Raw genomic sequence first — 17,966 nt, forward strand, 5'->3', positions numbered from 1 at the left:
AATGCTTAACTACTGGCTTGAGTTTGAAGAAAGTATCGGTAAAAAATGGGATAAATATCTCAATAAAAAAGTACACAAACCTCACGAAGAGGCGCGTATATTCTTTGCCGATATCACCAAATCACTCCATATTTTTTACCACCTTTTAGGTGGTGAAAAAGCAAAAGATTTACAAGTTACAGATAAAAGACATCTCAAAGTATCACGATCTATTTTAGAAAAAATTTCCTTTTTGGGAAAAGAGTTTTATCTGACATGGCAAGATGAGAAAGCCGTCTACCTTCCTGCATCATTCGCATATTTCAAGACAAAAAAAGAAAATGAGATGCTTTACTACTGGCTTGTAGCAATGGCAACAAAAACCCGGATAAACAGCTTAAATTTACAGGAACAAAACATTCAGACAAGCCATTATCTTATAAATAAATACAGTGGATTTGCACTATTTTATAAAAATGCAACAGCCTATCTCAGTCAGGAATTTGAACAATTATCTTTTATTAACTCTTTTGAAAATTTGAAAGATGAAGCGTTAATAAAAGAGTATCCAAATCCCTTATGGATATACCCCTCCCCTCTAGAAAGCAATCTTATAAAACCTGTGGAAAATGAAGATGATTTTCTAGAGGAACAAGAGCGGAATCCCAAAGATGAACTTGAAATGAAAAAACAGACAAATCAAGCTGACGATGATAGAGATACAGATGGTTTTTTGGCTTTTTTACCAGAATCATTGATGAGTATCTTTGAACAAGTCAATGTAGACAGACTTGAAGATGACAGCTTTGATGAAGACGCCTTGTATCATGCAGAAGATTTGGATGAGATCACCATAGGAAAAAAACGGGCAAATCTCTCTTCACGTATCAAAATGGATTTAGACTTAAAGCCGGATATGACCGAAATATATCCTCTTGGAAAAGGACATTTGATTAATGAATGGGATTACAGAAAGAATGACTACCTTGTTAACTATGTCCGTATCAAACCACAAATCACCATCAATGTGGAGCCTGTTAAATTACCAAACAGACTAAAAAAAACTGTACGAAAAATTCAAAATGAATTAGATTTACTTGCACTTGACAGAATCAAAAATGATAAACTACCATACGGAGATGAGCTAAATATTGATGAATGGATAAAGTATGTAAGCCATCAAAATAAATCGATGCATCATCAGAATTTCTACACAACGTATGAAAAGACAACAAGAGATATAGCAACTCTTATCCTTGCTGATGTCTCTTTGTCTACAGACGGAGGGATCACGCAGGAGATAAGAATTATAGATGTGATTAAAGATGCGCTGATGGTTTTTAGTGAAGCACTTGAACGTTTGGAAGATAACTTTGCTATCTATTCTTTTTCCTCTTTGCAAAATAAAAAAGTCTTTTTTAATATCATTAAGAACTTTAAAGAAAAATATTCAGATAGGATTCGTGGACAAATTGAGAGTATGAAATCTCAATACTATACACGCCTTGGCGCCGCTATAAGAGAGAGTACAAAAATTCTGGAAAAGCAACAAAATACAAATAAACTCCTCCTTATCATCAGCGATGGTAAGCCTAATGATGAAGACCGGTACGATGGAAGATACGGTATTGAGGATACAAAAAAAGCTATCGAAGAGGTACGCAAAAAAGGTATTACACCTTTTTGTATCACTATCGATTTAGATGCAAAAGAATATCTCAACTACCTCTTTGGACACAATGGCTATGCCATTGTGAGAAATGGAGAGAAACTTCCAAAAATACTGCCGGAAATCTATATTAATTTAACAAAATAAAGGAAACAATATGTCAAAAAGTTATTATTTACCTCAAGCAAATGAAGTGGAACTCTTTAAAGCTGCCGCACAGATGAATTTACCTATCTTGATTAAAGGTCCGACCGGATGTGGCAAGACAAGATTTATTGAGACAATGGGTGAAGAGCTTGGTAGAGATGTCTATACTGTTGTTTGTCACGATGACTTGAGTGCTGCAGACCTGCTTGGTCGTCATCTCATTAATGAAAATGGTACTTTTTGGCAGGATGGACCTCTTACAAAGGCTGTAAGACATGGTGGTATTTGCTATCTGGACGAGATTATAGAAGCAAGAAAAGACACAACTGTTATCTTACACTCCTTGGCAGATTACCGTAGAGTTTTACCTATAGACAGAACGGGAGAAGTCATAGAAGCACATCCAGACTTTATGCTTGTAGTTTCCTATAATCCAGGTTATCAAAATGTTCTAAAGGGAATGAAACCCAGTACAAAACAGAGATTTATCTCATTAAGTTTTGATTATCCAAAAGAAGAAATAGAGATACAGGTACTTATAAAAGAGAGTGGTATTGATGAAGACACAGCAAAAAAACTCGTCTCAATTGCAGGTGAAATCCGCCAACTTGATGATACCGATATACAAGAAGCAGTTTCAACAAGACTCCTTATCTATGCAGGAAAACTAATCACTAAAGGATTTAACCCCTATCAAGCCTGTATGCACTCTATAGTAGAATCACTAAGCGATGAAAATGACGTTCTGAAAGTACTTGAAAAGCTGATTGCACTTCATTTTACAAAGGATACAGATGCCTGACAATGCGGTAAAAAAAGAACTCTATCCTCCTGGGGATTTTGGCGTTTGGATCATTATTTATGTAGAACTTATTACGTTTGGTCTTTTCTTTATAGGTTATGCTTTTTCACGCAGAGCAAATCTTGAAATGTTTAACCACTCTCAACTGATGCTGGAGACAACATCAGGGTTTATCAATACCCTGTTTTTGGTAACAAGTAGCTATTTTGTGGTAAAAGCGGTCACAAGTATTCAAAACTTGACACATGATCGCCGTGAAGAGTTTAATAAAAAAGCATCCAAATGGTTACTGCTTGCTATGCTTTTTGGAGCTGGTTTTTTAGTCAATAAAATATTTGAATTTTCTCATATGTTTGGAGAAGGACTTTCCCTTAGTACGAACAAGTTCTTTATGTTTTATTTTATGTTGACCGGCTTTCACTTTATGCATGTGCTTTTAGGAACCGTTATTTTATTTAACATTTTTCAAAGAACGAGAATTCATGGCTATACCGTTGAAGACCACAAAGGCATAATAAGTGGTGCTGCCTATTGGCATATGGTCGATTTTTTATGGATTATTCTCTTTCCATTAGTATATATTATAAGATAAGGCAAAAAGATGACAAAAACTTTAGAAATTGTTTGGATAATTTTAGTGGGCTTGACTATTTTTGCTTACCTCTTGGGACATTTGCATTATATCAACAGCTTTTTTGTAGCCATACTGCTTGTAACAACATTTATAAAAGTACAGTTGGTATTGGATTATTTTATGGAACTCAAAAATGTTACGGGGAAATATAGATGGATACCAAGCATATGGCTTACCATTGTTATTTCACTTATTGCTGTGGCATATTATCTACCCGCATAGTATGCACTGACCATACCTTCGAATCTAAGGTATGACAGGCGCTTCTATCTCTTCACCCAAAAAAGCATAACTCTTGCCTATACGTGCCACAGGATCAAATGAAATAGTCAATCTCTCTTTATCGGTAATGACCTCATCATCAACAAATATATGTTTGACATTTAAAACCAAAGGAATCGTACTGCCACCTCCCAAATCTATCTCTTGATTCAGTTCACAGACATAGGCACACGGTACCCCTTTTATCATAGGAGGATAGCCCTCTGCCAAAGGCTTCGTTCCTATTGAAAAAAGTGCTGCTTCACTAAGTTCTTTATCTAATCCTTTAGAAGAAAAGTGCATCTTCTCTAAATCTTCCTCTTTTACCATACAAATAGTACATTTTTTGTGTTTACGTATGTTTGCCAATGTATCTTTAGGAGTACCATCAGGCTTATGTCCAACCGAAATAAGTACAGAAGCAGGCTCAGAGGACAATCCTATAAAGTAGGAAAAAGGAGCAATATTCACTACCCCCTCATCTTCTGTCACAACCCATGCGATAGGTCTAGGTATGATAGTTTGTGCCATCAGTTTGTAAGTTTCGTTTAACGTTTTATCTTTACATAGATCAAATATCATTTTTTTACCTTCCATGGTGTTTCTAGTCTGTTTTTAGCAGGTCTTGCCTCCTGTTTTTTGGAGGTATCTTTTTGTATCCATTGCTGCAATGTTAAAATATTCTCTTGTGTTAAGTGACTTTTAAATGCAGGCATCATCACATGAAAGCCTTCCCATTTTCCATGACTTCCATTGGCAATAGTATCTTTTATCTCTTTGGCATTCCGTTTTGCAATCCTTGAAAAAGAGGGACCTACCCCTTTTTTCTCAAAGCTATGACAGTTAAAACAACCACTTTTACGTGCTATTTGTTCCCCTTTTGGCAAGGCATCAAAATCCGCTTTTGCCTGCATCTGTTTGAGATACTTCTGCTGGTCATAAAAATCATACATATACGAAGCAATGGCTTCGAGTTCATCTTCAGTAACATTGCCTTTTTGCGATGGCATCACCCCGTAGGTTTTAAGGCTCTCTTTGTCACAGTATGATTTTTTAGCACTTGGGTGAATGACATAATCCTGCACAAAAGGGATAAACTTACTGTATTTTTCATCATCCATAGTGATCTTCATAAAATCTTTCAAATGAAAGACTACAGCCATCATAGGTGGTGCCTTCTCATCTTCATATGTACTTGGTGGCATTTTCAGGTTATGGCACACAGCACATTTTTCCTCTATCAGCGTCTCACCATCATACTTTATTTTTTTACCCTGATTAAAACACCCAGTCAATAACCATACGGCTATCATTGCTGCAACATAACGCATAGATTCTCCTTCGCTTAAAAAAGCTTTTTCACTTTATCCATCAAACCCTCTTTTTTATCAATGGTCTGTGTCTCTTCTGCTTCTTCCTGAGTATAGAATTCATCAGGTAAAGCATTTTCCGGTGTACCATCCACATTGACAACCACAAGTTCAGGATGTATTAACTCTCTTAGTTTTTTCTGTACTACCATCTTGGTAGTCATTAAACTCATAGAACATCCATGACAAGTACCGGTAAGTTCAATATACACCGTACCATCTTTGGTACCTAAAAGTTTTATATCACCTCCATGAGAGTTCACATATTCATTTACGGTAGGTAAATGATGCTTTACTGCTTCATAAATATCTTCATCTGAAAAAGTCATACTATTATCCTCTATATATTCTGCTTATTTAAGCAATTTTCTAATTTCATCTTCATTAGTTTGGGTCTCATCATATTTCACCACTACCACATGTTCCGTATCGTTAATATACCACTCTTTACATCCTTTCAACTGATGCAGATCTTGATGTTTGGCATGGTCTGTATCATCCAAATGGATGTAAGCTATCTTTGTTTTTGCAGGATTATTCATGGAGATGATCATCACAGCCCATGCCACACACAGCACTATAATACCATAAGAGATAACACTTAATGTTGTAAAATCAAGCAGCATACCGCCAATGAAACCACCAATAAAGGTTCCAAAGTATCCAAAACTGTTAAAAATACCGAGCACTCGTCCTCTTTGATGAACTTTTGCATACTTCGAAGCCAATGACTGTAAAATAGGCTCCTGCATATTGAACCCTATAAAAAAGACTATCACCCCTGCACTAAAAAGCATACTTGTATGACTCATACCAATAAGCAGATAGGAGATAGCAAGAAAAAGAACACCAAGAAGTAGAATGAGTTTATATTTTCCTTTTTTCTCTGCGATCATTGCCGCAGGTCCCATGGCTAAAATACCCACGATCATAGAAGGAAGATAAATTTTATAAAGCTCTGCCTTCTCCCAGCCATAGGTTTTAACCAATACGATCGGAATGATCATAAAGGCAAATGTCATAAACCCTTTTACCAGCATATTGGTAATATTCATCTTCATCAAATCTTTATTTTCAAACAGTTTGAATTTGTCACTTTCCAAGTAGGTATGCTTGATAACAGGAGGATTTGGAACATATTTTATCAAAATAAAAATAGAGAGCAACGCTAAAAAGGTCACAAAAAAGAAAAGGGTCGGCACACCACCAAAGTGTGCTGCAATAGTAGGACCTGCCACCATAGAAAGGGCAAATGCCATACCTATGCTTCCTCCCATGATCGCCATAGCTTTACCACGTTCTTCTTCATGTACCACATCACTAATAGTCGCTGTAATCACAGAACCTATGGCTCCAGCCCCCTGAAGCAGCCGCCCAAGAAGCAACGTATAGACATCTGTAGCTAACCCAGCCACCAATGAACCAATAGCAAAAATGATCAACCCGACAATAATGGTCTTTTTTCTTCCTATCTTGTCACTGATCGTACCAAACGGCACCTGAAACAACATTTGGGTAATAGCATACCCACCGATAATAATACCCACCATCGTATGACTGGAATTTGGCATATTGAGTGCATAAATGGACAGCACAGGAAGTACAATAAACAACCCGAACATTCTCAGGGAGATAATGAGGTTGAGCGGTAGAATTTTTTTAAACATGGTTTCTTTCCTTCTAGTATTTTTAAACATATCATTATAGATAAGTTAGGTTAATGATAATTATTACTTTATCGTATGTTACTCTTCTGATTCTTAAATCAGACTAAATTAGTCTTATTTAATTTCTTTTAACTGTCTACTAATTAAAAATCCTATACTCAATAACAGGATACTTAAAAGATATATCACCGTATAGCTGCTTACAAACTTCAAAATAACCCCGCCCAGAACCGGGAAAAAAAGTCCAAATGAGCTGATATTTGTCTGTAATGCGGTATAGACAGGGCGTTTTTCTTCCGGAGCTATCTCAATGACCAGATTCATCCCGGCAATATTGAACCCGTCCAAGGCAATACCAAAAAGCAAAAAGATAACAGCATACACATAGACACTGTTTGCGAATAATGCAATGACAAAAGCAGCAATCATAAAAAGAAAACTGAGTGAAAGCATTTTTTCATAGTCATGGATCTTCCTCCATAGAAAAGTGCTCCCCAAAATACTGCCTACCATCTGTACAGTAATAAATCCGCCCAGCATCCAACCTGTCAGTGTAAAAGTACTATTGGCATTAAGTATCACAAAAGGCATAGATAGAAAATAGCTGAAGCTAAGAAAAATCGCAAGTATCTGCTGTTGCAGTCGTTTGTCTTCTTTTAGTGTTACCGTCGCATTTTTTATAAATGTTTTAAAATGCTTCTCTTTGACAGAAACATTCTCCTTTATGGGCTCTTCTATGGTAACAAACGTCACAAACCCTATAACCATAAAGAGACTGCTTACCATGAACAGATAGGCATAATTTAGAGGTGCCTCATAATGGTTAAGCACATACCCTGCAACGCCTCCGCTGATAATAGAGGCAATGGAGCCTGCCACCTGTCTATTTGCCATCGTCTTACCGCGATATTTCTTGGAAAAGAGTTTGGCTTGAAGCTCTTTAAAATAGATAGCACCAAAGCCTGCTGAAAAAGAGAAGAAAAAGAGCCCTGAACCTATGAGAAACAGCGTCAATGGCTTGTTACTGTCACCAATAAAAAAAATACTCAATCCTATGGAGAACCAGGAGATCCAGCGAAAGAAAAAGACTTTCCTCAGATAGGGAAGCACACGCTTATATGCCTGTGCATGAAAAGCAGCATAAAGCTGTACTGTAATCGCTCCTCCACGAAGCAAAGAGGCAAAAATACCTACCATAATCACGCTGTTACTGAAGTGGTGTACCATCAAAGGCAGAATAGTTGAAGGCTCAGCAATAGTAATTGCCAAAGCCAAAAAGAAAGCATGTATTACATTCTTGATATTATTTTTAGGGTCATCAATTTTGAACATCTATTGGCTTTCTACAAACCGATCATCCGAGCGCTTCTTGCTTACCTCATCTAAACTTGCCTGCATCCATCCTGATCTTGCATCTGTCTCTACTTTATCAAAATTTTCTATATAGGGTTTAATATCCAGGAGTGGTGTACCATCTAAAATATCTACCCCTCTTATCGTTACGATATTTTTGTTTACACTCACAAGCTCTACTACTGAAAGCCCCATTCCGTTAGGATGCATTGGTGTCCGGGTAGAAAAAACACCTCTTGGGGTATTGGTCTTGTCATTAAAAGGAACCACACTCAGTTTTGGCTCTCTGACCTTATGAAAATGGTAGATAAGATACACATGGCTGAAGCCATCAAGATCTTTAAGCCCCTCTTCATACTCTTCTTTAAATTCTATGGTTGCATAGACCTCTTTTGCCCCTTTGGGCTGTACCGGCATATTGATCAAATCACAAAAGGGAGATCGAATGGTGGCAATTTGTTTTAAAGTAAAATGCATTTTTAACCTCTATTTTTAAAAAGTTTTTTTAAACACTCGGAATTGAAGGAAACCATAGGTACTTCTTTACTATACGCTTTGTACGCTTCACCAAACTTTCTCTTCACTTCCATCTCTTCAAAGATAATCACCATCACAATGATAAAAAGCATTTCCAAAGGAGCTATGACCATAATAAATGTGGGAGAACCCAGCAACAGTCCCCACCCTAACGGTAAAAGGGTCAGCCCAAACAGCATAGGGTGACGCATACAGCTAAAGAGCCCCGTAGTTACCAGTCGGTTGGTTTCCATACGTGGAATGTCGCCCACACGCCCTTTGGTCAGTTCTCTTCCCCCGTTTCCCGCAGCATTGAATGCCAGTTTGAGTATGATGATACCAAGTAGCGCACATACAATATGAAAAGCGATGTTGGAAAAAAGCGGAGTACCCCAGTCTATCATCAGTGCATACACTGCACCTCCTACAATCATCACTAACCACAAAAAAAGACGTATGACAACAGAGAATGAAGTATTGATCTTCATCATCTATTTTTTGATATAGGTAATAAAATGATCTTGGGCTACTTCCCGTGCAAAGACCTCATGTCCAGCTTTTAGCATTTCATCCATCAAAGGTTCCGGTTGAAAATCTGCTTCTATAGTAATCACATCACCCTCATCAATCGCTTTGAGTGCTTTATGAAGTTCTGCTAAAGGATTGCGTTCCTCATCAAGTATCTCATTGGCATTGAGTGTCTGCTTTGATTCTTTCAATATCCATTCCGGTGCTTCTTCTGCTTCCACTTCCCCTTTGGGTGTCGTCACATCAATCGGTGCCTGCCCCACTGCCTCACGGAGCTGGTTTAGCAGATCTACAGGATCCATTCCCCCTACTATAGCAGCCTGTTTCACCCCTGCTATTTTTGCCAAGGTGCGTCTGAGTACCGGGTTATTAAGCTTCTTGAATTTGGGATTGATTTTGATAAGAATATCTTTCATCCCTTCATAATCATTTAAAAGATCTGCGATCTTTGTTTCAAGTGTAATCTCTTTCATGGCTTATCCTTTTTTACTCTAATAAGGAGTATATTACTCCTATTTAAATATAATTTTCCTTACAAAGATAGTAAAACTTATATTTTTTATTATCTATACTTATTAAATATTTCCCTTAGGATACACTATGCATGATTACTTGATTTATACATTGATCGCTTTTCTTCTTTCTGCACTTTTTTCCATGGGCGGCACAGGATCGGGTATTGCCTTGATCCCTGTGCTCAATTTTTTTGGAATTGAATTCATTGTTGCCAAGGCAACCGGTCTCTTTGCCGGAGCCTCTACCACCATCACTTCTAGTGTTATGAATATCAAACGAAAAGTCCTTGATTTCTCTTTTGTCTGGCCTATTGCCTTTATGATGTTGATCTTTGCACCTATTGGTGCCTACAGTAGTCAGTACATCAACGAAATCCTTGTAAAGTATCTTTTTGTTCTCCTACTGTTTTACAGTGCTACGATGATGATCTTTGGAAAGAAAAAGTCTCTTACACATGCGAAAGGTAAAGCAATACTATTTACTGTAGGAGCGTTTGTGGGATTTTTGGCAGGACTGCTTGGTGTAGGCGGTGGAAATATTTTGATGCCACTGCTGATTTTACTTGGATTTGAACCTAAAAAAGTGGCCGTTACCGTCAGTTCTGTAGTACCTTTTGCCGCACTTAGCTCTTTTTTTACCTATGCCAGCTATGTCAAACTCGACTGGATACTGCTACTTTGTGTGATGCTTGCTTCCATTGCAGGAGGGTATATTGGAAACTACCTTATGCACTTTAAGCTTGATCAGATGAAAACCAAAAAACTGATGGGTATTATCCTTTATATTCTGGCATTTAAAATGCTTTATAAGTTATAGAACCCACTGAATAACCTAGACATTCAGTGAGTTCTATTGAGTTAGACACCCTGCGTTGTATCAAATACCCTGATGTGGAGTCTATCACTATAACGAAAGTTATATTTCATACAGAACTCAAAAACTGCTCTGTCATTATGCCAGATGGTATCTCTGCTCTCCCCAACAGGCATACAGAAAACATCCAGTTCTGGCAAAATTTCTCTTATCTTGTTTATTTCATCTATTGCCGTAGTCTCTACCAGTTTTTTATCAATAGTAAATTTTAAGAATGCCTCTTTTGCGTAGGTTTTTATATTATTCAATGCCTGAGGCACAATACGCTTAGAAGCAGATTCTCCACTGTTCTCAAGTTTAAGTGAAAGTGCAAAAGTGCACTGTTTGTAGGCAGGATACTTCTCAAAGTCAATCTCTACTGTACCGTTGGTCTCAAAGGTAATGTGAATGCCCTCATCCATCAACCACAAAATAATCGCATAAAAAACTTTATCATTGTGATACATCAAAGGCTCACCGCCTGTAATGACCATATGTGGTTTATAGCCTATCTTTTCAAATTCATTTTGAAGGGAAGCTATCATCTTCTTGCTATCATCTACTTTTATCCATGTTTTGGCAAAATAGCTGTCTACAGCAAAGTAAGTATCACACCCTAAGCGTACTTCACCATCCACCTCATACTCGGCACCAAAACCTGGACAAGAAAGATTACACCCCCCTGTTCTAAGAAAATAAGAGGGTACTCCCGCATATTTTCCTTCACCCTGAATGGAAAAAAACTGCTCTGTCAAATAAAACACAAACAACCTCTCTTAACACTGCTGCCTGCTATCTGCTCACTACTCACTGTTTATCCACCTGTCTCATAGAATGCACGTGTAGAAATATCTTCTTCATTAGGATTATCTTCGCTCCAACGATTCTCTTTTGGTTTATCTTTAAGTACCTGTGCAAGTACTTTTGAAGCACCTTCAATATCGCCTTCTTTCACTGCCTTAGCAATGCTCATTGCTTCATCAAAATAGAGGCAGGGAATCAAATTTCCCTCTGCAGTCAGTCTGATACGATTGCAGTTCTCACAAAAATCATGTTTATGCGGATCTATGAGCCCAAACTCATAGCCATCTTCTATTTTATAGTTAAAAGAAGGACTCGCACCTTCCCTTCCCAAGGCATGAATAGTGTGTTTTTCTTTCACTTTATCCAATATTTCTCTACCATGCATACCACGAAGATCTATATTGGCATGACGATTTTCCATATATTCAATAAATCGTACTTTGATATTTCTCTTTTTACAGTAATCCATAATATCCAATATCTCATCATCATTAATACCTTTCAGGGGTACCATATTGATCTTTACACCCAAACCAACTTCAAGTGCTTTGTCTATTCCTTTAAGTACCTGAGCCAAAACATCTTTTTGCGCTATTTTATGTGCGATTTCCGGTTTAAGCGAATCGAGAGAGATATTTAAACGTTTTAAACCTGCATCTTTAAGTCTTTGTGCAGTTTGGGGCAACAAGTAGGCATTGGTAGTAAGCGCCAGATCGATATCCGGTTTATAATCATGGATCATTTTAACAAAACTGTCAAGATCTTCTCTAAGCAGTGGTTCTCCGCCTGTAATACGGATTTTAGTCACACCCTCATCTATGGCAACTTTCATAAATAAAAAAAGTTCTTCAAAGGAAAGCAAATTCTCTTTGGGTACCCATGAAAATGGTTTTTCTGGCATACAATACTGGCATCTGAAATTACAGCGTTCTGTTACAGAAACTCTTAAATAGTTAACGGTTCTACCGTGTCCATCGATTAGCATAATTATCCATCATTTTAATTTTTATTAGAGTATCGAAATGTAGATAAAAGAGGGGTGATTTATATCAAGGTATTTACTTTGGCATGGCAAGGAATGTTATTTTGTGGTAGTTTGTAGTAGATTTGAAGGTTGTTTTGAAGGAGTGTACGCCCAGTACTCGACTGAGCAAACTCCTTCAAAGATGCTGCAAAATACAGCAAAAGGATTAATGATGTCCCTTCCACATGGATTTTTTCCATAAGAACGCAAGGAATGCAAAGATAAGGAAGAAGATTAATACTTTCGGTCCTGTCTCTTCTCTAAGTGGCTTACTAGGATCACCTGTCTTTTCAAGATAAGCAAATACTTTCTCCATACCCTCTTTGTTAAGTCCTGTTCTAGGCATTGCTGTACCTGGAAGCGTTGATTGCGGGTTTTCAATGAATGTATGCAAGAAATGCTCTGATCTCGCTCTGATCATAATAGATAAATCTGGTGGCAATGTACCAAGATAGTCAGCCAATGCTGCCTGCTCAGTTGCTACTTTTTCTTTATATTTCAGTGCATCTATGTCCTGACCTGTTTTAATATTTGACTTGGTTTTAGGAATTTCGCCCAATTGAGTCAAATGACCATAACGGTTTGCATGACATCTACCACATGCTTCTGTATATGCTTCCTTAGGAGTAACTTCTCCTGCTTTTTTAGCTTTCAAATAAGCAACTACGTTTGCAATATCCTGTGGTGTTGTTACCATAGTGGTAACACTACCCATTGGGTGCGCTATCGTACCGTTTGGATATTTATGATCTACATTCGTAGCAATCGCAGGATCTTTAATAAGTGCGATCAAGAAGTTTTTATCATAAATCGCTCCTGCATGTTCCAAGCTAGGCGGTGTTACACCACCCATGTTTGCTGCACCTTCCATGTGACATCCCGCGCACATAGCATAAGTTGCTTCACCTGCTACAGGGTCACCTTTAAGTGCTGCTATTTTCTTAACATCTGCCCAAAAAGCTGTTTTCATTGCTTTTTTGTCTTTAACTGTCTCTTCTATATCTGCTTTCCCGTCATAAACTAATCCATGACCTTCAACATGTTTGTGCATTTGTGAATGTGCAAACGGTTCAACACCCCAGTATAATACAAGAGTAAAGATGGCTACGATTCCAAATATTTTTAATTCTTTCATTCTCTACCCCTTATAGTTTTTTTTCTTTTGAAGTGATGATTGGAAGTAATATCCATAGCCCCATAAACGTTAATGCGGCAATCAGTCCCACTGTACTCCAAATTCCTTGCGGCGGCAATTTACCCATGAATGTTAACACAATCATATCGATAAGCAGTGCCCAGAACCAGTATTTAAATGCCCCTCTTCTGCTTGCCGGTGCCACGTTTGGACTTCTATCCATAAATGGAAGCGTAAAGAAAATTACCTGTGCTATAGCAAATGCGATCAGCCCAACATTTGTTGAGAATGGTCTAAGAATCTCATAACTCCACAAGAAATACCATTCAGGATAAATGTGCGTTGGTGTTTTAAGTCCATTTGCAGGGTCAAAGTTTACTGGATCCATTGCAAATTCAAAGTGGTAGAATACCAAATAGAAGAAGAAAATAAAATAGATACCCATAACAAAAACATCTTTACTCAAGAAGACTGGAGAAAATGGAATCACTTTAGACTCTTTTACTTTTCCTGCCTTATAGAGCTCTGCTGCTTCTTCAAAGTCAAACTCCTCACCATCCTGATTGTTTACATGCGGGATTCTCAATGTACCAAAGTGAAGTACGATCACACCAATAATAGCCAACGGTACCAAAAGTACATGAAGCATAAAGAATCTGTTCAGGAAGGCTTGACCTGGAACATAGTCACCTCTGATCCACTCTACCAGTCCATCGGCATGTAAAGAACCTCCAGAGAAAAGGTTGGTAATAACCATACCTGCCCAGTAAGACATTTGTCCCCAAGGAAGCATATATCCGGAAAACGCCTCTGCAGAGAAAAGTACAAAAAGAAGCATACCCGAAAGCCAGATAAGCTCTCTTCCTTTCTTGTAAGAACCATAGTAGATACCTGTAAACATATGAATATAGATAATAAGGAATACAACAGATGCGCCTACACCATGAACATGTCTCCAAAGCCATCCATACCCTACTTCAGACATGATCGTATAGTTGACAGAATCAAATGCCAATTGTGTATTTGGCTGATAATACATCAACAAGAAGATTCCAGAAACAAGAAGTACTCCAAATGTTGCAGCAAGTACCATACCCATTGCCCAAAGGAAGTTAATATTTTTAGGAATCCAATATTCTGTTGAGAGTACACGCTTTAGTGTATCTACAGCAAGTCTTTCGTTCATCCACTTATGGCTGAACGGTTTTGCATTTTCGTCAAAATGTGCCATCTAGTCCTCCTCCTTATACTGCTAATGTTGTGCCATCAGCCAACATTTTTTCATATTCTGGACCTGTTTCACCAAGCACAAGCTTTGTCCCGTCAATTCTAAATGGAGGAATATCAAGACCTCTTGGTGGCGGAGCTTTAGTTACATCTGCAGTAGCATTATACATACCCCCATGACAGGCACATAAAAAATCTTCTGTCTCAGGACGATATCCGGGGATACAACCTAAGTGGGTACAAAGTCCAACACATACCACATAATGAGAATCGCCAATATTGATCAATCTTTTTTTATCTTTATCACTTACTTTAGCCATCATCTCTTTAGACTGTTTCAAAATAAAGATCGGTTTCCCTCTCCATTTTTCTGTCACAAGCACATTGTCCTGTGCATCTTTTAGATCTATTGTGGTAAATCCAGCTGCTTTTACACTTGGCAATGGATCCCAAGTACGTTTCATCGCATAGAGTGCGCCAATACCGCCCAGGGCAGTAAAACCACCCAAAGCCATACCCATAAAGTCTCTACGACCTTTAGTATTCTTAGCCATACTAACCTTCCTTTATAATAATTTTAACCACCTATTATAGAGCAACTATAGTTATAAAAGATTGAGCTATATCAAAAAAAGATTACTTTATTGTTAATTGTTACCGGGTGAAAATTAGGAGTTTTTTACTCCTAATTTAGTTTTTGAAGGATATCTTGTACTATTTTTTCCAATTGATTGAAAGAAGTATCAATACCATTTTGTTTAAAATCGATCTCTTCAATGGTTTGAACCACTTCAATACCATTAAATTCCAAATAGCGTAACTGTGTCTCGTCTATTTTTAACAGATTTAAAAAATAAACATTCGCACCACTCATTTTGGCCTCAAAAGCCGTTTGCAAAGAGGAGGTGATGATCGTTTGACTACTCTGTATCAACTCCATATACTCCTCAGGTTCATGCAATATATTAAATATCCTGGCTAAATCATCTTCATATTTCACAAAAAAGTAGTGACCAAGCAGCAGTTCCAGCCCTTTATCTGTAAACAAAGAGGTATGATTGAGTAAGATTTTATCATAATCAGCATCATTGAGGAAAAAAAGTTTTCTTTCTACTTTTTTTGTATTTGATGCCTCTTCATATACTTTATCTACAGCCACACCATCTAATATAGTCTCAGAAAAACGTACTCTGTCTTCTGCACTCTGTCTCCATACAAAAACTGCATGAAATTCACTACAATACTTCTCTAACCTACCATGGTCATCTTCAGGAGAATCTATGATGACACTATTGCCCATTTGTGCAATCGCATCAATATCCTGTATTGTTTCAATAGTAATAGAATCAGCAATGCCGAACTCTCTGGCAGCCAATCCCGCACGAAAATCATTAACCAATAGTCTACACTCTATCCCGTTACTCTCAAGCTCTTTGATGAGAGATGCTGCTTTTTTAACTCTATCAAGTCCTATTTTGTGTCCTGTATATGCATAGTAGTAGAGCATTATTTTTGACCTTTTTGTCTCATTTTGATATGCACATGTACGATCTCCAGTGCTGCAGGTGTCACTCCCGATATTTGTGAAGCTGAAAAGAGTGTCGGTGGTGTTGCTTTTTGAAGTTTCTCTTTAATCTCATTACTCAACCCTGATATATTGTGGTATTCAAAATTCTCAGGTATCTTAACTTTAAGCATCTCATCCATATTCATAATCTGTGCTTGTTGTTTTTCTATATAGCGAGAATACTTCGCCTCAACCAATATCTGCTCCATTACATCATCATTATATTTATCAAAGTCAGGTAGTAAGGTAGTGAGTTTTTCACGGTTAAAGTCCCCACGTCCTATCACATCCATCCAACGTGTTTTTTCATTGATTTTCACTGCACCTATTTCAGACAGTTTTGCCAAGAACTCTTTGGTTGGTGTCACATAATTTTCAGATAAAAATGCCAATGCCTTATCTAACGCTGCTTTTTTTGCTTCAAATTTTGCCATATAGTCATCATCTAAAAGTCCAAGCTCTTTTCCATAACGAGAAAGTCTCATATCTGCATTATCCTCGCGTAACAGTAGTCTATACTCTGCACGACTTGTAAACATTCTGTAGGGTTCTTTTGTTCCTTTGGTCACAAGATCATCAATAAGCACACCAATATAGGCTTCATCGCGTCTAAGAATAAACGGCTCCTTATCCTGTACAGAAAGTGTAGCATTGATCCCCGCCATGAGCCCCTGCGCTGCTGCTTCTTCATAGCCTGTGGTACCGTTTATCTGTCCAGCTGTATAGAGTCCTTTTATCTTCTTTGTTTCTAGTGTATGTTTTAGCTCTGTTGGCTGAATATAGTCATATTCTATGGCATACCCGTAACGTACGATCTTTGCCTTCTCCATCCCCTCAACAGAGCGTATCATCTCTAACTGTACATCAATAGGCAAAGAGGTACTCATACCATTAATATAATACTCCGTCTCATCCATTGTCTGAGGCTCTACAAATATCTGGTGGCGAGGTCTATCTCTAAAACGATTAATCTTATCTTCTATACTTGGACAATAGCGTGGTCCCATCCCATCTATCTGCCCAGTAAAGAGTGGTGCTCTGTAGAAGTTAGACTCTATTATCTCATGTGTTGTCTCATTCGTATAGGTTACATAACAAGGTAACTGAGTTGGATTAAAAGTACGCTTGTCTGTACGAAACGAAAATGGAGGTGGAGGTGTATCACCTGGTTGTACCTCCATAATCTCTGTATTGACAGACTTGGCATCTATACGTGCACAGGTACCCGTTTTGAGTCGCCCTATCTCAAGCCCTAAAGTTTTTAAATACTCTGCCAACTCTACAGAAGCAAACTCACCTTGACGACCTGCTACTTGTTGCTTATCCCCTATGTGAATAAGCCCATTAAGGAATGTTCCTGCTGTAATGATGACTTTTGATGCCTTGTAGCTATTACCAAGTTGGGTTGTGACCCCTTTTACTTCATTTTCTTCAATAATAAGCCCATCTGCTATCTCCTGCTTAACATCTAAATTTTCAGTATCTAACACCACATTACGCATATAGATTCTATATGCATCCATATCTATCTGTGCTCTACTCCCTCTAACTGCTGGTCCTTTGGAGGCATTAAGGGTTCTAAACTGTATGCCAGTTTTATCGGTACAAAGCCCCATCTCTCCACCAAGTGCATCTACTTCACGTACCAAGTGCCCTTTTGCAAGCCCTCCTATGGCAGGGTTACAAGAACTCGCACCTATCTGTTCTGCCAGTATAGTAATAAGCAGTGTCTTTACACCCATACGTGCCGAAGCTAAAGACGCTTCTATACCTGCATGACCACCCCCAATAACGATTACATCATAATTCATTTTGTACCTCGAAATGCTACGTAAATCACGTAGCACAAATTTTTGCTATAATTAGCGAATTATATCCAAAAAAATATTTTTTCAATACGACTAGTCGTATGAGC

At 37.9% G+C, this 17,966-nt stretch carries 20 protein-coding genes; 5 read left to right on the forward strand and 15 right to left on the reverse strand.

The genetic code is table 11. The features are described from left to right. Nucleotide 1: 1 nt before the first annotated feature. The 4 genes from MVE01_RS01150 to MVE01_RS01165 are packed head-to-tail and all read left to right on the forward strand — an operon-like array spanning nt 2 to nt 3,453. Entirely contained in the window at nt 2-1,795 is a 1,794-nt protein-coding gene (locus tag MVE01_RS01150; protein WP_472560325.1) for a nitric oxide reductase activation protein NorD, read from the forward strand. 10 nt (nt 1,796-1,805) lie between these two features. Beyond that, nucleotides 1,806-2,597, forward strand: coding sequence for an AAA family ATPase (locus tag MVE01_RS01155; RefSeq protein ID WP_472560326.1), 792 nt, complete (start codon nt 1,806-1,808; stop codon nt 2,595-2,597). Continuing rightward, nucleotides 2,590-3,189: a cytochrome c oxidase subunit 3 family protein gene (locus MVE01_RS01160; RefSeq protein WP_472560327.1), complete on the forward strand. Its 600-nt coding sequence runs from the start codon at nt 2,590-2,592 to the stop codon at nt 3,187-3,189. Before MVE01_RS01155 ends, MVE01_RS01160 begins: the two co-directional genes overlap by 8 nt. A gap of 9 nt (nt 3,190-3,198) precedes the next feature. Next, nucleotides 3,199-3,453 (forward strand): cytochrome C oxidase subunit IV family protein, encoded by a 255-nt coding sequence (locus MVE01_RS01165; RefSeq protein WP_472560328.1) that lies wholly within the window; start codon nt 3,199-3,201, stop codon nt 3,451-3,453. A gap of 24 nt (nt 3,454-3,477) precedes the next feature. Here the strand turns inward: MVE01_RS01165 and MVE01_RS01170 are convergent, their stop codons facing one another. The 8 genes from MVE01_RS01170 to MVE01_RS01205 all read right to left on the reverse strand — a co-directional run bounded on the left by MVE01_RS01170 (nt 3,478) and on the right by MVE01_RS01205 (nt 9,399). Further along, a complete protein-coding gene (locus MVE01_RS01170) occupies nt 3,478-4,074 on the reverse strand; it encodes a flavin reductase family protein (RefSeq protein ID WP_472560329.1) in 597 nt (198 codons plus the stop codon). After that, entirely contained in the window at nt 4,071-4,823 is a 753-nt protein-coding gene (locus MVE01_RS01175) for a c-type cytochrome (protein WP_472560330.1), read from the reverse strand. Before MVE01_RS01175 ends, MVE01_RS01170 begins: the two co-directional genes overlap by 4 nt. Before the next feature lie 14 nt (nt 4,824-4,837). Then, entirely contained in the window at nt 4,838-5,191 is a 354-nt protein-coding gene (locus MVE01_RS01180) for a NifU family protein (protein WP_472560331.1), read from the reverse strand. A 24-nt stretch (nt 5,192-5,215) separates the two neighbouring features. Further along, complete coding sequence (locus MVE01_RS01185) at nt 5,216-6,529, reverse strand: MFS transporter (RefSeq protein ID WP_472560332.1); 1,314 nt, start codon at nt 6,527-6,529, stop codon at nt 5,216-5,218. Between the two features lie 114 nt (nt 6,530-6,643). After that, complete coding sequence (locus tag MVE01_RS01190; RefSeq protein WP_472560333.1) at nt 6,644-7,861, reverse strand: MFS transporter; 1,218 nt, start codon at nt 7,859-7,861, stop codon at nt 6,644-6,646. Then, a complete protein-coding gene (gene tsaA / locus MVE01_RS01195; RefSeq protein WP_472560334.1) occupies nt 7,862-8,359 on the reverse strand; it encodes a tRNA (N6-threonylcarbamoyladenosine(37)-N6)-methyltransferase TrmO in 498 nt (165 codons plus the stop codon). 2 nt (nt 8,360-8,361) lie between these two features. After that, on the reverse strand, nt 8,362-8,889 hold the full coding sequence (locus MVE01_RS01200) for a methyltransferase family protein (RefSeq protein WP_472560335.1): 528 nt from the start codon (nt 8,887-8,889) through the stop codon (nt 8,362-8,364). Then, nucleotides 8,890-9,399: a DUF1858 domain-containing protein gene (locus MVE01_RS01205; protein WP_472560336.1), complete on the reverse strand. Its 510-nt coding sequence runs from the start codon at nt 9,397-9,399 to the stop codon at nt 8,890-8,892. 127 nt (nt 9,400-9,526) lie between these two features. Between MVE01_RS01205 and MVE01_RS01210 the strand changes: the two genes are divergently transcribed. After that, nucleotides 9,527-10,258, forward strand: a complete 732-nt coding sequence (locus MVE01_RS01210; protein WP_472560337.1) for a sulfite exporter TauE/SafE family protein — start codon at nt 9,527-9,529, stop codon at nt 10,256-10,258. A gap of 41 nt (nt 10,259-10,299) precedes the next feature. Here MVE01_RS01210 and MVE01_RS01215 read toward each other — a convergent pair whose 3' ends face one another. From MVE01_RS01215 to mnmG, 7 genes are all read right to left on the reverse strand, one after another. Beyond that, nucleotides 10,300-11,058: a 7-carboxy-7-deazaguanine synthase QueE gene (locus MVE01_RS01215; RefSeq protein WP_472560338.1), complete on the reverse strand. Its 759-nt coding sequence runs from the start codon at nt 11,056-11,058 to the stop codon at nt 10,300-10,302. Nucleotides 11,059-11,108: 50 nt separating this feature from the next. Continuing rightward, nucleotides 11,109-12,083: a GTP 3',8-cyclase MoaA gene (gene moaA / locus MVE01_RS01220; RefSeq protein WP_472560339.1), complete on the reverse strand. Its 975-nt coding sequence runs from the start codon at nt 12,081-12,083 to the stop codon at nt 11,109-11,111. A gap of 205 nt (nt 12,084-12,288) precedes the next feature. Beyond that, nucleotides 12,289-13,257, reverse strand: coding sequence for a c-type cytochrome (locus MVE01_RS01225; RefSeq protein WP_472560340.1), 969 nt, complete (start codon nt 13,255-13,257; stop codon nt 12,289-12,291). Nucleotides 13,258-13,267: 10 nt separating this feature from the next. After that, nucleotides 13,268-14,488: a cytochrome b gene (locus tag MVE01_RS01230; RefSeq protein ID WP_472560341.1), complete on the reverse strand. Its 1,221-nt coding sequence runs from the start codon at nt 14,486-14,488 to the stop codon at nt 13,268-13,270. A gap of 13 nt (nt 14,489-14,501) precedes the next feature. Continuing rightward, nucleotides 14,502-15,038, reverse strand: a complete 537-nt coding sequence (gene petA, locus MVE01_RS01235; protein ID WP_472560342.1) for a ubiquinol-cytochrome c reductase iron-sulfur subunit — start codon at nt 15,036-15,038, stop codon at nt 14,502-14,504. A gap of 131 nt (nt 15,039-15,169) precedes the next feature. Further along, complete coding sequence (locus tag MVE01_RS01240) at nt 15,170-15,991, reverse strand: hypothetical protein (RefSeq protein ID WP_472560343.1); 822 nt, start codon at nt 15,989-15,991, stop codon at nt 15,170-15,172. Next, on the reverse strand, nt 15,991-17,862 hold the full coding sequence (mnmG, locus tag MVE01_RS01245) for a tRNA uridine-5-carboxymethylaminomethyl(34) synthesis enzyme MnmG (protein ID WP_472560344.1): 1,872 nt from the start codon (nt 17,860-17,862) through the stop codon (nt 15,991-15,993). Before mnmG ends, MVE01_RS01240 begins: the two co-directional genes overlap by 1 nt. Between the last annotated feature and the right edge of the window lie 104 nt (nt 17,863-17,966).

This window comes from Sulfurovum sp., assembly GCA_026990595.1.
Taxonomy (GTDB): domain Bacteria; phylum Campylobacterota; class Campylobacteria; order Campylobacterales; family Sulfurovaceae; genus Sulfurovum.

Bases quoted from the DNA above. Each gene is read 5' to 3' on its own strand.
- MVE01_RS01150 (WP_472560325.1), top strand. From the start codon at position 2: ATGCTTAACTACTGGCTTGAGTTTGAAGAAAGTATCGGTAAAAAATGG.
- MVE01_RS01155 (WP_472560326.1), top strand. From the start codon at position 1,806: ATGTCAAAAAGTTATTATTTACCTCAAGCAAATGAAGTGGAACTCTTT.
- MVE01_RS01160 (WP_472560327.1), top strand. From the start codon at position 2,590: ATGCCTGACAATGCGGTAAAAAAAGAACTCTATCCTCCTGGGGATTTT.
- MVE01_RS01165 (WP_472560328.1), top strand. From the start codon at position 3,199: ATGACAAAAACTTTAGAAATTGTTTGGATAATTTTAGTGGGCTTGACT.
- MVE01_RS01170 (WP_472560329.1), bottom strand. From the start codon at position 4,074: ATGATATTTGATCTATGTAAAGATAAAACGTTAAACGAAACTTACAAA.
- MVE01_RS01175 (WP_472560330.1), bottom strand. From the start codon at position 4,823: ATGCGTTATGTTGCAGCAATGATAGCCGTATGGTTATTGACTGGGTGT.
- MVE01_RS01180 (WP_472560331.1), bottom strand. From the start codon at position 5,191: ATGACTTTTTCAGATGAAGATATTTATGAAGCAGTAAAGCATCATTTA.
- MVE01_RS01185 (WP_472560332.1), bottom strand. From the start codon at position 6,529: ATGTTTAAAAAAATTCTACCGCTCAACCTCATTATCTCCCTGAGAATG.
- MVE01_RS01190 (WP_472560333.1), bottom strand. From the start codon at position 7,861: ATGTTCAAAATTGATGACCCTAAAAATAATATCAAGAATGTAATACAT.
- tsaA (WP_472560334.1), bottom strand. From the start codon at position 8,359: ATGCATTTTACTTTAAAACAAATTGCCACCATTCGATCTCCCTTTTGT.
- MVE01_RS01200 (WP_472560335.1), bottom strand. From the start codon at position 8,889: ATGATGAAGATCAATACTTCATTCTCTGTTGTCATACGTCTTTTTTTG.
- MVE01_RS01205 (WP_472560336.1), bottom strand. From the start codon at position 9,399: ATGAAAGAGATTACACTTGAAACAAAGATCGCAGATCTTTTAAATGAT.
- MVE01_RS01210 (WP_472560337.1), top strand. From the start codon at position 9,527: ATGCATGATTACTTGATTTATACATTGATCGCTTTTCTTCTTTCTGCA.
- moaA (WP_472560339.1), bottom strand. From the start codon at position 12,083: ATGCTAATCGATGGACACGGTAGAACCGTTAACTATTTAAGAGTTTCT.
- MVE01_RS01225 (WP_472560340.1), bottom strand. From the start codon at position 13,257: ATGAAAGAATTAAAAATATTTGGAATCGTAGCCATCTTTACTCTTGTA.
- MVE01_RS01230 (WP_472560341.1), bottom strand. From the start codon at position 14,488: ATGGCACATTTTGACGAAAATGCAAAACCGTTCAGCCATAAGTGGATG.
- petA (WP_472560342.1), bottom strand. From the start codon at position 15,038: ATGGCTAAGAATACTAAAGGTCGTAGAGACTTTATGGGTATGGCTTTG.
- MVE01_RS01240 (WP_472560343.1), bottom strand. From the start codon at position 15,991: ATGCTCTACTACTATGCATATACAGGACACAAAATAGGACTTGATAGA.
- mnmG (WP_472560344.1), bottom strand. From the start codon at position 17,862: ATGAATTATGATGTAATCGTTATTGGGGGTGGTCATGCAGGTATAGAA.